The sequence below is a fragment of the Blastococcus haudaquaticus genome (assembly GCF_900230285.1).
In the GTDB taxonomy this organism is placed as follows: Bacteria; Actinomycetota; Actinomycetes; order Mycobacteriales; family Geodermatophilaceae; genus Blastococcus_B; species Blastococcus_B haudaquaticus.
The window spans coordinates 258,741-274,402 of the sequence record NZ_OCNK01000002.1; the positions used below are offsets into that span (position 1 = coordinate 258,741).

The following is a 15,662-nucleotide window of genomic DNA, read 5'->3' on the forward strand; positions in this document are numbered from 1 at the left end:
CCTCCCCGTGGCTTCCGCGTGGTCGGGACAGGATGACCGGTCAGTCCGCGTCCGCCCAGGACCGGACGACGGCGACGTCGAGCGGGAAGTCGATCGGGAAGTCGCCGAACAGCAGCCGGCCGGCCTGCACGGCCGACCGTCGCACCTCCTCCACGACGGCGGGCGCCAGCTCCTCCGGCGTGTGCACCACCACCTCGTCGTGCAGGAAGAACACCAGGTGCGGGCGCTGCTCGACGGTGCCCGTGCCGCCCAGCCGCCAGAGGCGGTTGCGCAGGTCCGCGAGCCAGCAGAGCGCCCATTCGGCACCCGTCCCCTGGACGACGAAGTTGCGGGTGAAGCGGCCCCAGGCGCGGCGGTGGCGGTCGCGGTCGGCCGGCGAGCCCCGCTCCTCGGGCGGCTCGCCCGGTGCGTCCGAACCGTCCCCGCGCGAGGGCGCCGGGGAGCCGCGGCCGAGCAGCGTGTGCACCACCTCGCCCCGCTCCCCCGCCCGGGCCGCCTCCTCCACCAGCCCGATGGCGTGGGGGTAGCGACGGGTCAGGCGCGGCATCATGCGGCCGCTCTCCCCCCGGGTGCCGCCGTACATCGCGCCGAGCATGCCGAGCTTGGCATCGGCGCGGCTGGCGACCGCCCCGGAGGCGACCATGCCCGCGTACAGGTCGGTCGACCGAGCGGCCTCGGCCATCGCGGCGTCCCGGCTCATGCCCGCCAGCACCCGCGGCTCCAGCTGGGCGACGTCGGCGACGACGAACCGCCAGCCGTCGTCGGCGACGGCCGCGGGGCGCACCTGGAGGGGCATGGAGAGGGCGCCGCCGCCGGTGGAGGCCCAGCGCCCGGTCACCACGCCGCCGGGGAGGAACCGGGGGCGGAACCGACCGTCGCGCACCCAGGTGTCCAACCAGGTCCAGCCGTTGGCCTGCACGAGGCGGGACAGCTTCTTGTACTCGAGCAACGCCGGGATGCCGGGGTGGTCGAGCTGTTCCAGGGTCCACGAGCGCGTGTCCTCCACGGGGAGGCCGGCGGCCTGAAGCGCGCGCAGCACCTCACCCGGCGAGTCCGGGTTCAGCGCCGGCGCTGCGAACGCGTCCCGGACGACGGCCAGCAGACGCTCCAGCCCGGCAGGCCGGGACCCGGCGGCCGGGCGCGGACCCAGCAGGTCCGTGAGCAGCTCCTCGTGCACCTCGGCGCGCCAGGGCAGCCCTGCGTGCGTCATCTCGGCGGCCACCAGGGCACCCGACGACTCCGCCGCCAGCAGGAGGGTGAGCCGGCTCCGCTCGGTCGAGCCGGCGAGTGCCCGCTGCTGGCGTCGATCCTCTGCGGCCGGATCGAGCTGGTCGGCCGGATCCGCCAGCGGGAAGAGCGCGGCGTCGGTGCCGGTCACCGGTGCCAGCACGTCCCAGCCGCGTGCCTGGTCGTCGGCGAGCAGCTGCTGGTCCACGAACGGGGTCCGGCGGAGCAGGGCGTGACTCAGCCGCAGGTCCCAGCAGCGCTCGACGCGAACACCGGCGTCCAGGAGGCCCGGGTACCACCGGGTCGTGTCGTCCCAGACCCAGCGGACGGGCGAGGCCTCGCGCTCCCGGACGAAGCCAGGGAGCTCGTCGGTCGTCATGCGCACCACCGAGGGAGCAGTACCGACATCGGAGGACGACCGTGCCTCGACGGTCGCCTCGATCGTCGCCTCGATCGTCGACTCGCCGCGGCGTACGAGCACGACGCGGTCCACCGGGTCAGTCTTCCCGAGGGGTCGGACACCACCGGCCGGCGCAGGCCCACGCCGTGCGGGCGTCATGTCGACAAAGCGCCGTGTCGCCGTGTCGCCGTATCGGCGAGTCGACATAAAGCACCAATCGGACGCACCCGTTTCGTTCGCATTGTGCCGATGCCAGGAACCCCTCGGCCTCCGTAACGTCACAGAGAGCATTCACCCGGCGCCGTTCCGTTGCGTCGAGTGACCCCGCACCACCCCGAGGAGCTTCCCGTGTCTTCCTTCTCCCGCCCGTTCCTGACCCTGCTGACCGACACCTCCGCCCTCCCGGTGGCGGAACCCCTCCCCTCCTCGCCGCGCCCGGTGATCGAGATGTCCGAGGACGGCTGGCGGCTGGACGCGCTCTGCGCCGAGACCGACCCGGAGGCGTTCTTCCCGGAGAAGGGCGGCTCCACCCGGGAGGCCAAGCGCGTCTGCACTGGCTGCGCGGTGCGCGCCGAGTGCCTCGAGTTCGCACTGACCAACGACGAGCGGTTCGGCATCTGGGGAGGCCTGTCCGAGCGCGAGCGGCGCCGCCTGCGCCTCGTGCGCAGGGACGCGATCGGCGCCTGACACCCCCGCTGCGAACCCGGATGCGGTAGACACCCGCGTCATGGCCCCTCTGCCGGCGGTTCTGGACCGCCGGACGCTGAACCGGGCGACCCTGGCGCGGCAGCTGCTGCACCGACGGGAGCGGCGCTCCGTGCCCGCCGTCGTGGAGCACCTCCTCGGCCTGCAGGCGCAGGAGCCCCACGAGCCCTACGTCGGGCTCTGGTCACGGCTGTCCGCCTTCGACCCGGCGGAGCTCGTCGAGCTGCTCGAGCGCCGCGTCGTCGTCCGCACGCAGCTCATGCGCCGCACCCTCCACCTGGTGACGGCGGAGGACTGCCTGGCCCTGCGACCGGTCCACCACACGATGCTGGTGGCGCGCATGATCGGCGTCCTCGGGCGCCGGCTGCCCGGGGTCGACCTGGAGGCGCTCGCCGACGCGGGCGGTCCGCTCTTCGCCGAGGAGCCCCGGACCCTGCCCGACGTGGGGCGTCTGCTGACCCCGCGATGGCCGGGCGCCACCGCCCGGGATCTCGGCGACGCCCTGTCGAGCCTGGTCCCCCTCGTGCAGACGACCCCGCGGGGCGTGTGGCGGGTGCAGGCGCCGGCCCGCAACACGACGGTCCTGGCCTGGCTCGGACGGGATGTGCAGACGCCGGACGACCCGCACGCCGTGCTCGAGCACATGGTCCTGCGCTACCTGACGGCCTACGGGCCGGCGTCGAGCTCCGACCTCCGGGCCTGGTGCGGCCTCAGCGGGCTCCCCGGGGTCGTCGAGCGCGTCCTCCCCCGCCTGCGGACGTTCCGGGACGAGCGCGGGCGGCGGCTGCTGGACGTGCCCGACGGCCCCCTGCCCCACCGGGAGGAGCCAGTGCCCGTGCGGTTCCTGCCGGCATTCGACAACGCCGTCCTCGGCTACGACGACCGGACCCGCCTGATCGACGACGACCACCGCGCCCTCAGCGTGACCGGCGCACGGTTCGTCCTCGTCGACGGCTTCGTGGCGGCCACCTGGACGGCGACCGGCGATGCCCGGGGCGACGTCGCCGTGACGGTCCAGCCGCTGCGCCGGCTCACCGCAGCCGAGCGGGAGGACGTGGCGGCCGAGGGCGAGCAGCTCGCCGGGTTCCTCGGCGACGGCGCACCCGGCCGCGTCCAGGTGGCCGACGGCTGACCCGTCGGTCGACGCCCGGCCCGCGCTCCGGCCGCGCTCGCGGGCGGCACACTGAGAGCGTGACCCGGCCGGCAGCGCAGCGTTCGGCGGGGCGCGGCATCGTCCGCCTCCTCAACACCGCGGGCGGGCGGGTGCTCGTGCTGGCCGGCGTCGTGGACGTGGCAGCCGTCGACAGCTTCCTGCAGCGCTACGGGCGCGAGCCGGTGCGGATCGACGGCATCGACACGGGTTCGGCGGTCTTCCTGTCCACGCCCGCGCTTGAACTCGTGGAGGACCACCTCGACGCCGCGCGGACCGCCGGCCGACCCCTGGCGCTGCACCGCGCCCCACAGCTCGAGGCACTCCTCGACGCGGGAGGCCCGGACGGGCGCTGACGAGGCGCCTGCCCCCCGGTGATCGGGCGCACTCCCGAGGCGTGCCAGGATCGGAGCTCGTGCGGGTCTTCGGGCGAGGTGACCTCCCCCGGGACGTCGGGGTGCTGGCCGTCATCGCCTTCGTGGTCGCGCTCGGGTTCGGCATCGTGGCCCCGGCCATCCCGCTGTTCGCCCGGGCCTTCGGGGTGGGGACGACGGCCGTCGGGCTGGCCGTGAGCGCCTTCGCCTTCTTCCGCTTCGTCTCGGCGTTCGGCGGGGGCTCGCTCGTCGAGCGGTTCGGCGAGCGGCTGGTCCTGGCCGCCGGCCTGGTCATCGTGGCGGTGACGACGGGCTTGGCCGGCCTGGCGGGTTCCTTCCCCGTCTTCCTGGCGCTCCGGGCCGCGGGCGGCGTCGGCAGCGCGATGTTCACCGTCGCGGCCCTGTCCCTGCTCCTGCGTGTCGCCCCGCCGACCCACCGTGGGCGGGCCGCCGCGACGTGGCAGGGCGGCTTCATCCTCGGCGGCATCGCCGGCCCCGCCGCCGGCGGGCTCCTGGCCGAGCTCTCCCCGCGGCTGCCCTTCTTCCTCTACGCCGGGTTCCTGCTGGTGGCCGGCTCCGTCGGGATGCTGCTCCTGAAGGCGCCGCCTCCGACTGCTCCGGACGACCCGGCCGCGGCCGGTCCCGACCTGGGCGCCGGCCCGGTCGGCCTCGCCGCCGCCTTCCGCTCCCGCGCCTACCTCGCCGCGCTGGTGGCCAACCTCGGCGTGGGCTGGGTGCTGTTCGGCGTCCGCAACTCCCTCGTCCCGCTCTACGTGACCGAGGAGCTGGGCCGGACCGTCGCGTGGGCCGGTGCCGGCCTGCTCGCCGGCTCGCTGGCCCAGGCCCTGGGACTGCTGCGCTCCGGACGACTGGTGGACGAGTGGGGCCGCCGGCCCGCGCTCCTGCTCGGGAGCACTCTCGCCACCGCGTCGATGCTGGTGCTGGTGCTCCCGCCGGCGATCGGGGCGTTCCTGCTGTCCATGGCCGTGTTCGGGCTCGCCGCCTCGCTGCTGGCCAGCGCCCCTGCCGCGCTCGTGGCCGACATCAGTCCCGCCCGGGGCGGACGCGTGGTCGCGGTGTTCCAGATGGCGGCCGACCTCGGGGCGATCGCCGGGCCGCTGATCGCGGGCTGGCTGACCGACGTCGCCTCGTACCAGTGGGCCTTCGCGGCGAGCTCGGCGGTCCTGGCGGCCGCGGTCGTGGCCACGCTCGCCCTGCCCAGGGAGAAGGCGGGTGCCCGCAGCCCGGTCGCCGGCCGACCCGCCTGACGGGCGGCACCGGCGCGGGAGAACCGCCGACGAGCGGGTAGCCGGCCCTCCCGCCGGGCACTCCGGAGCGACGCACGGTTCCGCCCGGGCCGGCTGACGGGGGGGTCGCATGGACGTGCAGGCGTCGGGCACAGCGCTCGGCAGCGAGGTCGCCCTCGGGCTGACCGGGCGCGAGGCGGCGGACCGGCACCGACGCGGTGAGGGGAACGTCGCCGTCAGCGCGTCGTCCCGCAGCTACACACGCATCGTCCGCACGAACGTCTTCTCCTTCTTCAACGTCATCCTCTTCGTCATCGGCGCCGCGCTCCTCGCCCTCGGCCGCTACAGCGATGCCTTCACCAGCGTCGGACTCGGCCTGGTCAACGCGGGGATCAGCGCCGTCCAGGAGATCCGGGCCAAGCGCAAGCTCGACCGGTTGCAGCTGCTGGGCCGCAGCAGGGTCACCGTCGTCCGCGACGGCCGGGACGTCCAGGTGACGCCCGAGGAGATCGTGCGCGGCGACGTGCTGCACGTGCGGCCGGGCGACCAGCTCGTCGTCGACGGACCGGTGCTCGACGGCGGGCGGGTGGACGTCGACGAGTCCCTGCTCACCGGTGAGTCCGAGCCGCTGCTCAAGATGCCCGGCGACGACCTCCTGTCCGGCAGCTTCTGCGTCGGCGGCGAGGCCTACCAGCTCGCGCGGGACGTCGGCGCCGCGAGCCACGCCGGTCGGCTGACCGCCGACGCGCGGGAGACCACCACCGACCGCACGCCCCTGCAGGACCGCATCGAGTTCGTCGTCCGGCTGGTGATGCTGCTCGTCGCGCTGATGAGCGCGACGATCCTGTTCCAGGCCGCCCTCGAGGGCTTCACGCTCGTCCGGGTCGTGCAGACCACGGCGGTGCTGTCGGGGCTGGTCCCCTACGGGCTGTTCTTCCTCGTCGCCGTCGCCTACACGGTCGGTGCGGCGCGGAGCAGCCAGCGGGGCGCACTCGTGCAGCAGGTCAACGCCGTGGAGTCGGTCAGTCACGTCGACCTCGTCTGCACCGACAAGACCGGGACGCTGACCACCGGCCGGCTGGCCCTCGCCGAGGTCCACCCCGTGGGTGCCCTGGACGCGGCCGAGGCCGGACGCCTGCTGGGGTCGATGGCCCGGAGCGCGGCGGCCCCCAACCTGACCACCGGCGCGCTGGCCGCCGCCCTGCCCGGAGAGGCCTGGCCGGTCGTCGACGAGATCCCGTTCTCCTCCACGCTGCGGTGGAGCGCCCTGCACACCGACGACGGCGTCTACGTCCTCGGCGCACCCGACCGGCTGGCCCTGGTCCTGGCCGGGCCACCGCTCGACGAGGCCGTGACCGAGCGGACGGCCCAGGGGCTGCGGGTCCTCGTCGTCGCCCGCGCGGACGCCGACGCCCCGGTGCGCGACGCCGACGGACGGCCGCGGCTCCCGGCCCTCGAGCCGGTCGCCGTGGTCTCGCTCGCCGACGAGCTGCGCCCCGACATCCCCGAGACCGTCGCCGGGTTCGCCCGGGACGGCATCGGGCTCAAGGTCGTGTCCGGGGACGACCCGCGGACGGTCGCCGCCCTCGCGCGGCAGGCCGGCATCGACGCCGGCGTGCCGGTCGCCGGTCCCGCCCTCGAGGGGCTGCCCGACCCCGAGTTCGACCGGCTCGTCGCGCGCACGACCGTCTTCGGGCGGATCGCTCCGGAGCAGAAGGAACGCCTGGTCGAGTCGCTGCGCCGGCAGGGCCGCTACGTCGCCATGATCGGCGACGGCGTCAACGACGCCCGGGCCCTCAAGCGGGCGCACGTCGGGGTGGCGATGACCAGCGGCAGCGCCGTGGCCCGGGACGTCGCCGACATCGTGCTCACGGACGACTCGCTGGGGGCACTCCGGCCGGCACAGCACGAGGGACGCCGGATCATCGACGGGATCGGCACGTCGATGCAGGTCTTCCTGGCCCGCGTCGGCACCCAGGGCCTGGTCATCCTCGCGGTCACCATGCTCGGCCTCGGTTTCCCGTACTCCCCCGCCAACGTCGGGCTCACGCTGCTCACCGTCGGAGTGCCCACGCTGTTCCTGACGTCATGGGCGCGCCCGACCGCACCCGACCCGCACCTGTTGGCGAACCTGGGCCGCTTCGTCGTCCCGGCGGCGGTGATCACGGCGGCCGGTGGCGTCGGCCTGTACGCCTACCACTACACGTTCCTCTTCGAGGGGCTGAGCCGGTCCGGCACGCCCGCCGAGGTGCTCGCCGACTTCGAGAGCTACACGGGGCTCTCCTCGGACGACGTCGGCTTCGCCGACGCCGCGGCGACGATCGGAGCCCAGACCGCGCTGTCGACGTTCGTCTCCTACGCCGCCTTCCTGCTCATCCTGTTCCTCAAGCCGCCGCACCGGTTCTTCGCGGCCTGGACGCGGCCGGACGGCGACCGGCGGCCGGCCGTGCTGGTCGTCGTGCTGGCCGTGGTCTTCTCCGGGCTGCTGTTCGTGCCCTGGTTCTCCGACTACTTCGGGCTCACCCAGGCAGCGGACCCGGTGTTCCGGACGGTGCTGCCGGCGCTCGTGCTGTGGTTCGCCGTGCTGAGCCTGGCCTACCGCTCCCGCCTGCTCGAGCGTGCCCTCGGCCTGGCCGCGCTCAGCGGCCGAGGACCTCGGTGAGCGTGAGCCGTCCGGCGTGCTCCCGGTCGATCACCACCGCGCCGGCTCCCGGCCTCGCCGAGAGGCGCCGGGCCCGGGCGACGTGACGGCGCATGGCGCGGTCCGAGAGACCCCGGCCGCGGAGCGACTGCCCCTGGACCGCGAGCTCCGGGGTCACGTCGAGCTGCACCACGCGCACGCGCCGGCCCGCGGACGCCGCCGCGCGGAGGACGACGGCGCGCCAGCGCGCGCTGGTCCAGGGGTCGGTCAGGACGACGACCCGGCCCTCGCCGCGCACGCGGCGCACCACCTGCCAGCGGTGGACGACGTGCACCCACGGGCGCAGGAAGCGGTACGGGACACCGGCCGCCGCCTGTCGGAAGCGCTCGGCCACGAACTCCGAGTCGAGGCCGGTCACTTCGGGGGCCCCCTCGGCGAGCAGGCGCTTCAGCAGCGTCGTCTTGCCACTGCCGGGCAGCCCGCCGATCACCACCAGGACGGGGGGATCGACGTCCGGCCGCACCGGCGCCGTCAGCACCGCTCCGCGTTCCACCACCCGACGATCCGCCCGGCGCCTTCCAGGGACCTCGACCCCGGCTGGGAAGCGCCTGTGAGCCGGGGCGCTCAGGTCGCGGGGGCCGCCGTCCGCAGGTGCTGGTCGAAGAACCGCAGGATGCGCGCCCACGCGTCCTCGGCCGACGGCTGGTGGTAGTCGAAGCCGGCCACCCGCTCGAGGACGCCGAAGGGACCGCTGTCGTGCCGGTTCATGAACGAGTGCCCGGCGTCGCGGTACTCCTTCACGTCGTGCGGCACCCCCAGCCCGGTGAGCGCGTCGTCCAGCCGTCCGGCCGCTCCGCGGAGCGCGAGGTCCCGCCGGCCGTAGCTCGCGACCACCGGACAGGCCCCCTGCAGCACCTCCTCCGCCCGTCTCGGGACGAGGCCGTAGTTCGGCGCGGCCGCGTCGAAGCCGCGGGTGGCGGCCTGCAGCGCGAACCCGCCACCCATGCAGAAGCCGACGACGCCGATGCGCCCCGTGCAGTCGGCACGGCCGGCCAGCCACGACCGGGACGCCTCCAGGTCGCCGAACGCCGCCCCCTGGCCACGCAGCATCGCGCCGAACGTCGACCTCAGGCAGCGGAGCGCGCCACCGGCGCTGAACAGGTCGGGCGCGAGCGCCAGGTACCCGGCGGCGGCCAGCCGGTCGGCCTGGTCACGGGTGTCGTCGTTGAGCCCGAAGGCCTCGTGGATCACGACGACGCCCGGCCACGGGCCCGTCCCGACGGGAGGCGTGGCCAGGTGCGCACGCAGTTCGGGGGCGCTCGCACCGCCGGGAACTCCGACCTCGGGCATGGATCTCCTCAGCACAGCAGGACGCACGGGCGCCGGCCGGCGCGACCGTCAGCCTGTCGCACCGGCCCGCCCCCGGCATTCCGACGGGTCAGTCGCCCTCGTCGGCCGGGGCGTCGTCCCGGTCGCCGCGCCCGCCGGGACCGCGCCCGGCCGGCGGGGTGTCGCTGTTCACCCGCTCGGTGATCCGCTCCTTCAGGTCGGCCAGCCGCTCGTCGGCCTCCTCCTGGGTGAGCTGCCCGTCCTCGACGGCCTCGGCGATGCGCTCCTGCTGCGCCTCGACGAGCGCGTCGACCAGGGTGCCGACGTCGACGCCCTGCTCCTCCGCCACGTCGGCGAGCGTGGTCCCCTCCTGCTCGAGGGCCGTGCGGAGCTCCTCCTCGGTCATGCCGAGGGCATCGGCGGCGGCGGCCAGGCCGGGCCCCCCGCCGTGGTGGCCGCCGCCGCGGCCGGCGATGCCGGCCTCGCTCAGCGTCGCGGCGACCTCGTCGGCCTGCTCCTGCGTCAGGGACCCGTCATCGACGAGGCCGGAGAGCGCCTCGGTGATCCGTTCGACCGCCGCCGTGCCGCCCGCGCCGGGCGAGGCGAGAGCGGGCACGGCGACCGCGAGACCGGTCAGGGTCAGCGCGCCCGCGGTGGTGGCGATGATCAGCTTCTTGCGCACGTGGTGCTCCTCGTCCCCAGGGCCGGTCGTCCCGGCCGTTCCGGAGAGCGTCGATGGCAGACCTGTGCCGGAGCTGTGTCCGGCCCACCGAACCGCTGTGGACCGGCAGGCGCCTCAGCGCAGGCGGAGGACCTTCATCGCCTGGGCGGCCATGCCCTGCTCGCCGAGCGCGTTCGGGTGGACGATCACCGGGTTCGTGCCCTGGAGCACGGGCTCGACCCAGCGGACCCCGATCGGCGCGCACGCGTCATGGCCCTCGGACACCCGGTTCATGTCGACGTAGGTGACGCCGGTGGCCGCGGCCGCGCGCCGGACGGCGTCGTTGAGCGTCGTCTGCAGGCTGCGCAGGTAGGGGACGTCGCCCTCGGCGACGGGCATCCGGTCGAAGCAACCGCCCGTCCTCGGCATGATCCAGGGGTAGCCCAGGATGGCGACCCGGGCCCGGGGCGCCTCGGCCCGCACGGCCTGGAGGGTGCGCACCAGGGACGGGTAGGTGACGTTCCGGATCGTGTTCTCGAAGGAGGACCCGTACCTGTCCTTGCAGGGGCTGCCCTTGCCGAGGGTGGAGAGGCCGGCGGCGCCGCACTGGAGGATCGAGTTGATGAAGACGCTGCTGTCGTTCCCGCCGATGGTCATGGTGACCAGCTGGGTGTCCGGCGCCAGCGCGTCCAGCTGCGGCGCGACCCCCGGGTACTGCTCGGCCGTGTAGTCCCCCGTGTCGGCGCCGCCGCAGGTCACGTCGGTGAGCTGGGCTCCGATGGCCGCGGCGATGACGTGCGGGTAGTTGCTGGTGGACCGCAGGCACTGCGGCGGCGCCGTGAGGTCGGGCGGCAGGACGCCGGACGCCGCGCTGTAGGAGTCACCGAGGGCGACGTAGCGGATCGGCCCGTGCGCCGACGCCGTGGCGGGCGCTCCGAGCAGCACGAAGGCGAGGGCGGCGAGGACACAGGCGGCGATGCGCTGCACGGGCTTCTCCATCCGAGGTGGGGTCGGTAGGAGAACGCGGAACAGCCGTAACGGTTACGCCGATCACACAGAAAGATCTCAGGCCGGCGTGACCTCGTAGGTGTGCCCCGCGGCGCGCAGCCGCTCGACCAGCACGTCGCCCATCGCGGTGGCCGGGGTGAGGGAGCCGGCGCGGTCGGGCAGCCGGTCGCCGTCGAGCACGAGTGCCAGGCCGCTCTCCCCCAGCATGACGGCGGTGGCGGCGTATCCGGGGTCGCCCGTCCCCGACGCGACGGCCCGGTAGCGGCGGCCGTCCTCGGCGGTCGCGTCCACGGTCATCCGGAACCAGCCCTTCTCCCTGACGGACTCGCTGGGCCCGGTGCCGGGTGCCGGCAGCACGCGGTCGAGGACGGCGCGGGTGGGCCCGAAGGCCATCGCGGCCAGCGTCCCGGCCAGCCCGGCCGTGACCCCGGCGGCGGTGACGGCACCCACCGGACCGCGCCCGACGCCCATCACCTCGCCGTAGCTGAAGCCGCGCCCGTACGCCCAGCCCTGGAGCGCGTTGCTCCGCCGGACGATGCGGGTGTTGAACGGGGCCATCACGAACGGCGCGGTCCACCGGCCGTCCGCCGTCCGCGCCGGCGGGCCGGCGTCCCGGGGCTGGCGGGTGCGCGGCTCGGCGTCCCGGTCGGGGCTCAGCGCGAAGGGGTGCCCGGCCACGCGGCGCAGCGACGGGTCCGCCTGCAGCGCCTCGAGCTGGGCGCGCATCGAGTCGATCGTCCCGCCGCTGAAGCCACCGCTCAGCGTGGCGACCAGCTGCACGTCGCACAGCCCACCCGCGCCGTCGGCCCGGGCCCGCTCGGCCAGCAGGAACGCGCTCAGGTCGGAGGGGATGGAGTCGTACCCGCAGGCGTGCACGATCCGGGCGCCGGTACTCCGGGCGACGGCGTCGACGCGGTCGATCGCGTCGCGGACGAACAACACCTCCCCGGTGAGGTCGGCGTAGTGGGTGCCCGCCGCGGCGCACGCCTCCACCACCGGCAGTCCGTACCGGGCGTAGGGGCCGACCGTCGTGGCCAGGACCCGGGTCGACTCCGCGAGCGCCGTGAGGGACGCCGGATCCCCGGAGTCGGCCTCGAGCACGGACCACTCCCGCGCCGCTGCCGGCAGGCCGGCCCGGACCTCGAGCAGCCGCGCCCGGGACCGCCCGGCCAGCCCGATGCGGAGCCCGGCCGGGGCGTGCTCGGCGAGGTAGGCGGCGAGCAGCCGTCCCACGAAGCCGGTGGCCCCGAAGACGACGAGGTCGTGGTCGCGTGCCGGTGCTGCCATGCCGCCATCCTTCCCCGCCGGCGCACCGGAGCGCGACGCGGCTGCCACGATGTCCGGGTGCTGCTCGCCGACGTGGTCACCGCTTCCGTCGCCGTCGCTGCCACCAGATCGCGCACGGCGAAGGCGGGCACCATCGCCGGGGTGCTCCGCTCAGCGGCCGCCGAGGAGATCGGACCCGTGACGGCGTGGCTGTCCGGCGAGGTCCGCCAGGGCCGGCTCGGCGTGGGCTGGCGCACGCTCGCCACGCTGAGCGGCCCACCCGCGGCGGAACCCTCCCTGACCGTCACCGCGGTCGACGACGCCCTCACCGAGCTCGCGACCACGTCGGGCGCCGGCTCTGCCGCGCGCCGCGACGCCGTGCTCACGGTGCTGCTGTCCGCGGCGACGGCCGAGGAGCAGCAGTTCCTCGTCCGCCTGCTGGCCGGCGAGCTGCGGCAGGGCGCGCTCGAGGGCGTCGTCCTCGACGCGGTCGCGCGGGCGGCCGACGTCCCCCCGGCGGCCGTCCGCCGGGCGTTCATGCTCTCCGGCCGGCTCCCCGAGACCGCGGCCGCCGCGCTCACCGGCGGCGTCGCGGCGCTGGACGCCACGCGGCTGGAGGTCGGGCGGCCGGTCCGGCCGATGCTGGCCAGCCCCGGGTCCTCGCTGGACGCAGCGCTCACCGACCTCGGCACCGGGGTGACGGTCGAGTACAAGCTCGACGGCGCCCGCATCCAGGTCCACCGCGACGGCGACGACGTGCGGGTGTGGACCCGCACCCTGCGCGAGGTGACCGACGGCGTGCCCGAGCTGGTCGAGCGGGTACGGGCGCTGCCGTGCTCCGCCGCCGTCCTCGACGGGGAGACCCTCGCGCTGGACGACGACGGCCGGCCGCGCGCCTTCCAGGACACGATGAGCCGGTTCGGCAGTGACGCATCGGACGAGGGGATCCTGCTCAGCCCCTTCCTTTTCGACCTGCTGCACCTCGACGGCCGCGACCTCATCGACGAGCCCCTGCACGTCCGGCTCGACGCGCTCGCCGGCCTGCTGGCCGACGAGGAGCACGCGCCGCTGCGCATGCCCGGGGTCCGGTCCCCCACCGCGCAGCAGGCCGCCGACGTGCTGGACGGCGCCCTGACCGCGGGCCACGAGGGCGTCGTCGTCAAGGCGCTGGACGCGCCCTACGCGGCCGGTCGCCGCGGCAGGTCGTGGCAGAAGGTCAAGCCGGTGCACACCCTCGACCTCGTCGTCCTCGGCGCGGAGTGGGGGTACGGACGGCGCACCGGGAAGCTGTCCAACATCCACCTGGGCGCCCGGGATCCCGACGGCGGCGAGCCGGTGATGGTCGGCAAGACCTTCAAGGGGATGACCGACGAACTGCTGAAGTGGCAGACGGCCACGTTCCCCGGGCTGGCCCGCGAGCGCCCCGACTGGGGCGTCCTGCTGCGGCCGGAGCTGGTCGTCGAGATCGCGCTGGACGGCGCCCAGCGGAGCACGCGCTATCCCGGCGGCGTCGCGCTCCGGTTCGCGCGGGTGCTCCGCTACCGCCCCGACAAGACGCCGGCGGAGGCCGACTCGATCGAGGCGATCCGCGCCCTGCTGGCCGGGGGGTGAGCGAGCACCCGCCCGTCAGCTACCGCGGCGCGCGAGCACCTCGGAGACGAACGCGACGACGTCGGCGAGGACCTCGTCGGCGTTGGTCTCGTTGAAGATCTCGTGGCGGGCGCCCGGGTAGATCCGCTCGACGTAGTGCTCGCCGCGGAGGTGCTCCATCCCGACCCGCGAGCCGGACACCGGGACGAGCTGGTCGTCGCCGCCGTGGGCCCACATCACCGGCAGGCCGTCCAGGGGCGGGCCCTGCCGCACGTCCGCCAGCGCGCGGTCGATCGCCTCGACGGTGGTCCGCTTGAACGGGCCGTGCCACACCAGCGGATCGCTGTCGTAGGTCCGGCCCACCTCCGGGTCGCGGGACAGCGTCGTGATGTCCAGCGGGACGTCGGGCATCTCCGGGAGCGCCAGCAGCTGGCCCGCGGCCGCCCACTCCCCGACGAGGGGGCCGGAGAGCACCAGCGCGGCCAGCGAGTCCCCGTAGCGCTGCGCGTACCGGGCCGCGATGAGGCCGCCCATCGAGTGACCGACCAGCACCACCGGCAGCTCGGGATGCTGCTCGCGGGCCCGGCGGGCGACGGCGTGCAGGTCGTCCACGACCGGCTCGAAGTCCGCGACGAGCACGCGCTCGCCCTCGCTCCTGCCGTGACCGACGTGGTCCACGGCGTGGACGACGGCACCGGCGTCGACGAGGGCACGGGCGACGTGCTCGTACCGCCCCGCGTGCTCGCCGTAGCCGTGCGCCAGCAGGACCACGTACGCCGGTGCCCCCTCGCCCTCCCACGTCCGGCAGGCGAGGCGGCCGCCGTGGCCGTCGATGGTCCAGTCACTGGAACCGGTCATGGCACACCCCTCCGTGGACGCGGCGCGTCGTCGCGCCTCCGGGCGCCCATGCCCCGGCCGGGCGGGCCTCACGCGCCCGCGGCGACCTTCGGTGCGACCTCGGTACCGAGCAGCTCGATCCCCCGGAGCAGGTCGGCGTGCGCCAGCCGCGGGTTGGTCATCTGCAGCGAGATCCGGTCGACACCGCCCAGCTGACCGGAGATGCGCACCAGCTTCTCGGCCACCGCGTCCGGATCGCCCATGAAGAAGGCCCCGTCCGGCCCGCTGGTGGCGTCGAACTGCGCCCGGCTGGGCGGCGCGAACCCGCGCTCGCGGGAGACCTTGGTGAACATCTCGTGCCAGCCCGGGTAGATGGTGTCGGCCGCCTCCTGCGTGTTCCCGGCCACGAAGCCGAACACGTGCAGTCCCACCTGCAGCTGCTCGGGCGGATGGCCGGCCTGCGCCCCCGCACGGCGGTAGAGGTCGATCAGCGGCCCGAACTGGCGGGGCTGCCCGCCGATGATCGCCACCATGAGCGGCAGCCCGAGCAGGCCCGCCCGCACGAACGACTCCGGGGTGCCGCCGACGCCGACCCAGATCGGCAGCGGGTCCTGCAGCGGCCGCGGGTAGACGCCCTGCCCGGTCAGCGGCGGACGGTGCTTCCCCGACCAGGTGACGTGCTCCGACTCCCGGATCCGCAGCAGCAGGTCGAGCTTCTCGGCGAAGAGCTCGTCGTAGTCGGCGAGGCTGAGACCGAAGAGCGGGAACGCCTCGGTGAAGGAGCCGCGGCCGACGACCAGGTCGATCCGGCCCTTCGCGATCAGGTCGAGCGTGGCGAACTGCTGGAAGACGCGGACGGGGTCGGCGGCGCTCAGCACCGCGACGGCGCTGCCGAGCCGGATCCGTGACGTGCGTGCCGCGGCGGCCGCCAGGATGACCGGCGGCGCGGAGTCGTAGTACTCGCTGCGGTGGTGCTCCCCGATGCCGAAGGAGTAGAGGCCCACCCGGTCGGCGAGCTCGATCTCCTCCAGAAGGTGCTCCATGCGCTCCTCGGGTCCGATGAGCCGCCCGGATGCCGGGTCGGTCACCGCCGAGACGAAACTGTCGATACCGAGATGCATGGCCGTCCTCGTGGTCGGTTCGGTGCGGTCGACGGGCCCGTTTCCGTCAAGCGCTCAATCACCAGTGAACCAGGTTCGCCTCTTTGGCGGCGGGCACGACGGTCGC

At 75.0% G+C, this 15,662-nt stretch carries 14 protein-coding genes; 6 read left to right on the top strand and 8 right to left on the bottom strand.

What is annotated here, in order from left to right; all coding sequences use genetic code 11:
• Positions 1–40 precede the first annotated feature (40 nt).
• Entirely contained in the window at positions 41–1,720 is a 1,680-nt protein-coding gene (locus CRP30_RS07860) for a bifunctional 3'-5' exonuclease/DNA polymerase (protein ID WP_235003259.1), read from the bottom strand.
• Positions 1,721–1,975: 255 nt separating this feature from the next.
• On the opposite strand from CRP30_RS07860, the gene CRP30_RS07865 reads away from it, so the two are divergent.
• From CRP30_RS07865 to CRP30_RS07885, 5 genes are all read left to right on the top strand, one after another.
• On the top strand, positions 1,976–2,314 hold the full coding sequence (locus CRP30_RS07865) for a WhiB family transcriptional regulator (protein ID WP_439647019.1): 339 nt from the start codon (positions 1,976–1,978) through the stop codon (positions 2,312–2,314).
• Between the two features lie 40 nt (positions 2,315–2,354).
• On the top strand, positions 2,355–3,464 hold the full coding sequence (locus CRP30_RS07870; RefSeq protein ID WP_097183407.1) for a winged helix DNA-binding domain-containing protein: 1,110 nt from the start codon (positions 2,355–2,357) through the stop codon (positions 3,462–3,464).
• A 59-nt stretch (positions 3,465–3,523) separates the two neighbouring features.
• On the top strand, positions 3,524–3,838 hold the full coding sequence (locus CRP30_RS07875; RefSeq protein WP_097183408.1) for a hypothetical protein: 315 nt from the start codon (positions 3,524–3,526) through the stop codon (positions 3,836–3,838).
• Between the two features lie 41 nt (positions 3,839–3,879).
• Positions 3,880–5,124: an MFS transporter gene (locus tag CRP30_RS07880; RefSeq protein WP_235003260.1), complete on the top strand. Its 1,245-nt coding sequence runs from the start codon at positions 3,880–3,882 to the stop codon at positions 5,122–5,124.
• A 109-nt stretch (positions 5,125–5,233) separates the two neighbouring features.
• The gene (locus CRP30_RS07885; RefSeq protein ID WP_097183410.1) at positions 5,234–7,765 is read left to right on the top strand and encodes an HAD-IC family P-type ATPase; all 2,532 of its coding nucleotides are present in this window, start codon (positions 5,234–5,236) and stop codon (positions 7,763–7,765) included.
• On the opposite strand, the gene CRP30_RS07890 is transcribed toward CRP30_RS07885, so the two are convergent.
• From CRP30_RS07890 to CRP30_RS07910, 5 genes are all read right to left on the bottom strand, one after another.
• Positions 7,743–8,297, bottom strand: coding sequence for an AAA family ATPase (locus CRP30_RS07890; protein WP_159961608.1), 555 nt, complete (start codon positions 8,295–8,297; stop codon positions 7,743–7,745). The two genes, CRP30_RS07885 and CRP30_RS07890, sit on opposite strands and share 23 nt — an antisense overlap.
• Before the next feature lie 71 nt (positions 8,298–8,368).
• Positions 8,369–9,094: a dienelactone hydrolase family protein gene (locus CRP30_RS07895; protein ID WP_097183412.1), complete on the bottom strand. Its 726-nt coding sequence runs from the start codon at positions 9,092–9,094 to the stop codon at positions 8,369–8,371.
• Positions 9,095–9,182: 88 nt separating this feature from the next.
• Positions 9,183–9,755: a hypothetical protein gene (locus tag CRP30_RS07900; RefSeq protein WP_097183413.1), complete on the bottom strand. Its 573-nt coding sequence runs from the start codon at positions 9,753–9,755 to the stop codon at positions 9,183–9,185.
• A 114-nt stretch (positions 9,756–9,869) separates the two neighbouring features.
• Entirely contained in the window at positions 9,870–10,733 is an 864-nt protein-coding gene (locus tag CRP30_RS07905; protein WP_097183414.1) for an SGNH/GDSL hydrolase family protein, read from the bottom strand.
• Positions 10,734–10,799: 66 nt separating this feature from the next.
• Entirely contained in the window at positions 10,800–12,029 is a 1,230-nt protein-coding gene (locus CRP30_RS07910; protein WP_097183415.1) for a saccharopine dehydrogenase family protein, read from the bottom strand.
• Positions 12,030–12,086: 57 nt separating this feature from the next.
• On the opposite strand from CRP30_RS07910, the gene CRP30_RS07915 reads away from it, so the two are divergent.
• On the top strand, positions 12,087–13,619 hold the full coding sequence (locus CRP30_RS07915) for an ATP-dependent DNA ligase (protein ID WP_097183416.1): 1,533 nt from the start codon (positions 12,087–12,089) through the stop codon (positions 13,617–13,619).
• A 15-nt stretch (positions 13,620–13,634) separates the two neighbouring features.
• Here the strand turns inward: CRP30_RS07915 and CRP30_RS07920 are convergent, their stop codons facing one another.
• Positions 13,635–14,456 carry an alpha/beta hydrolase gene (locus CRP30_RS07920; protein ID WP_097183417.1) on the bottom strand — a complete coding sequence of 274 codons (822 nt, stop codon included), beginning with the start codon at positions 14,454–14,456 and terminating at the stop codon, positions 13,635–13,637.
• A gap of 68 nt (positions 14,457–14,524) precedes the next feature.
• Positions 14,525–15,556, bottom strand: a complete 1,032-nt coding sequence (locus CRP30_RS07925) for an LLM class flavin-dependent oxidoreductase (RefSeq protein WP_097183418.1) — start codon at positions 15,554–15,556, stop codon at positions 14,525–14,527.
• Between the last annotated feature and the right edge of the window lie 106 nt (positions 15,557–15,662).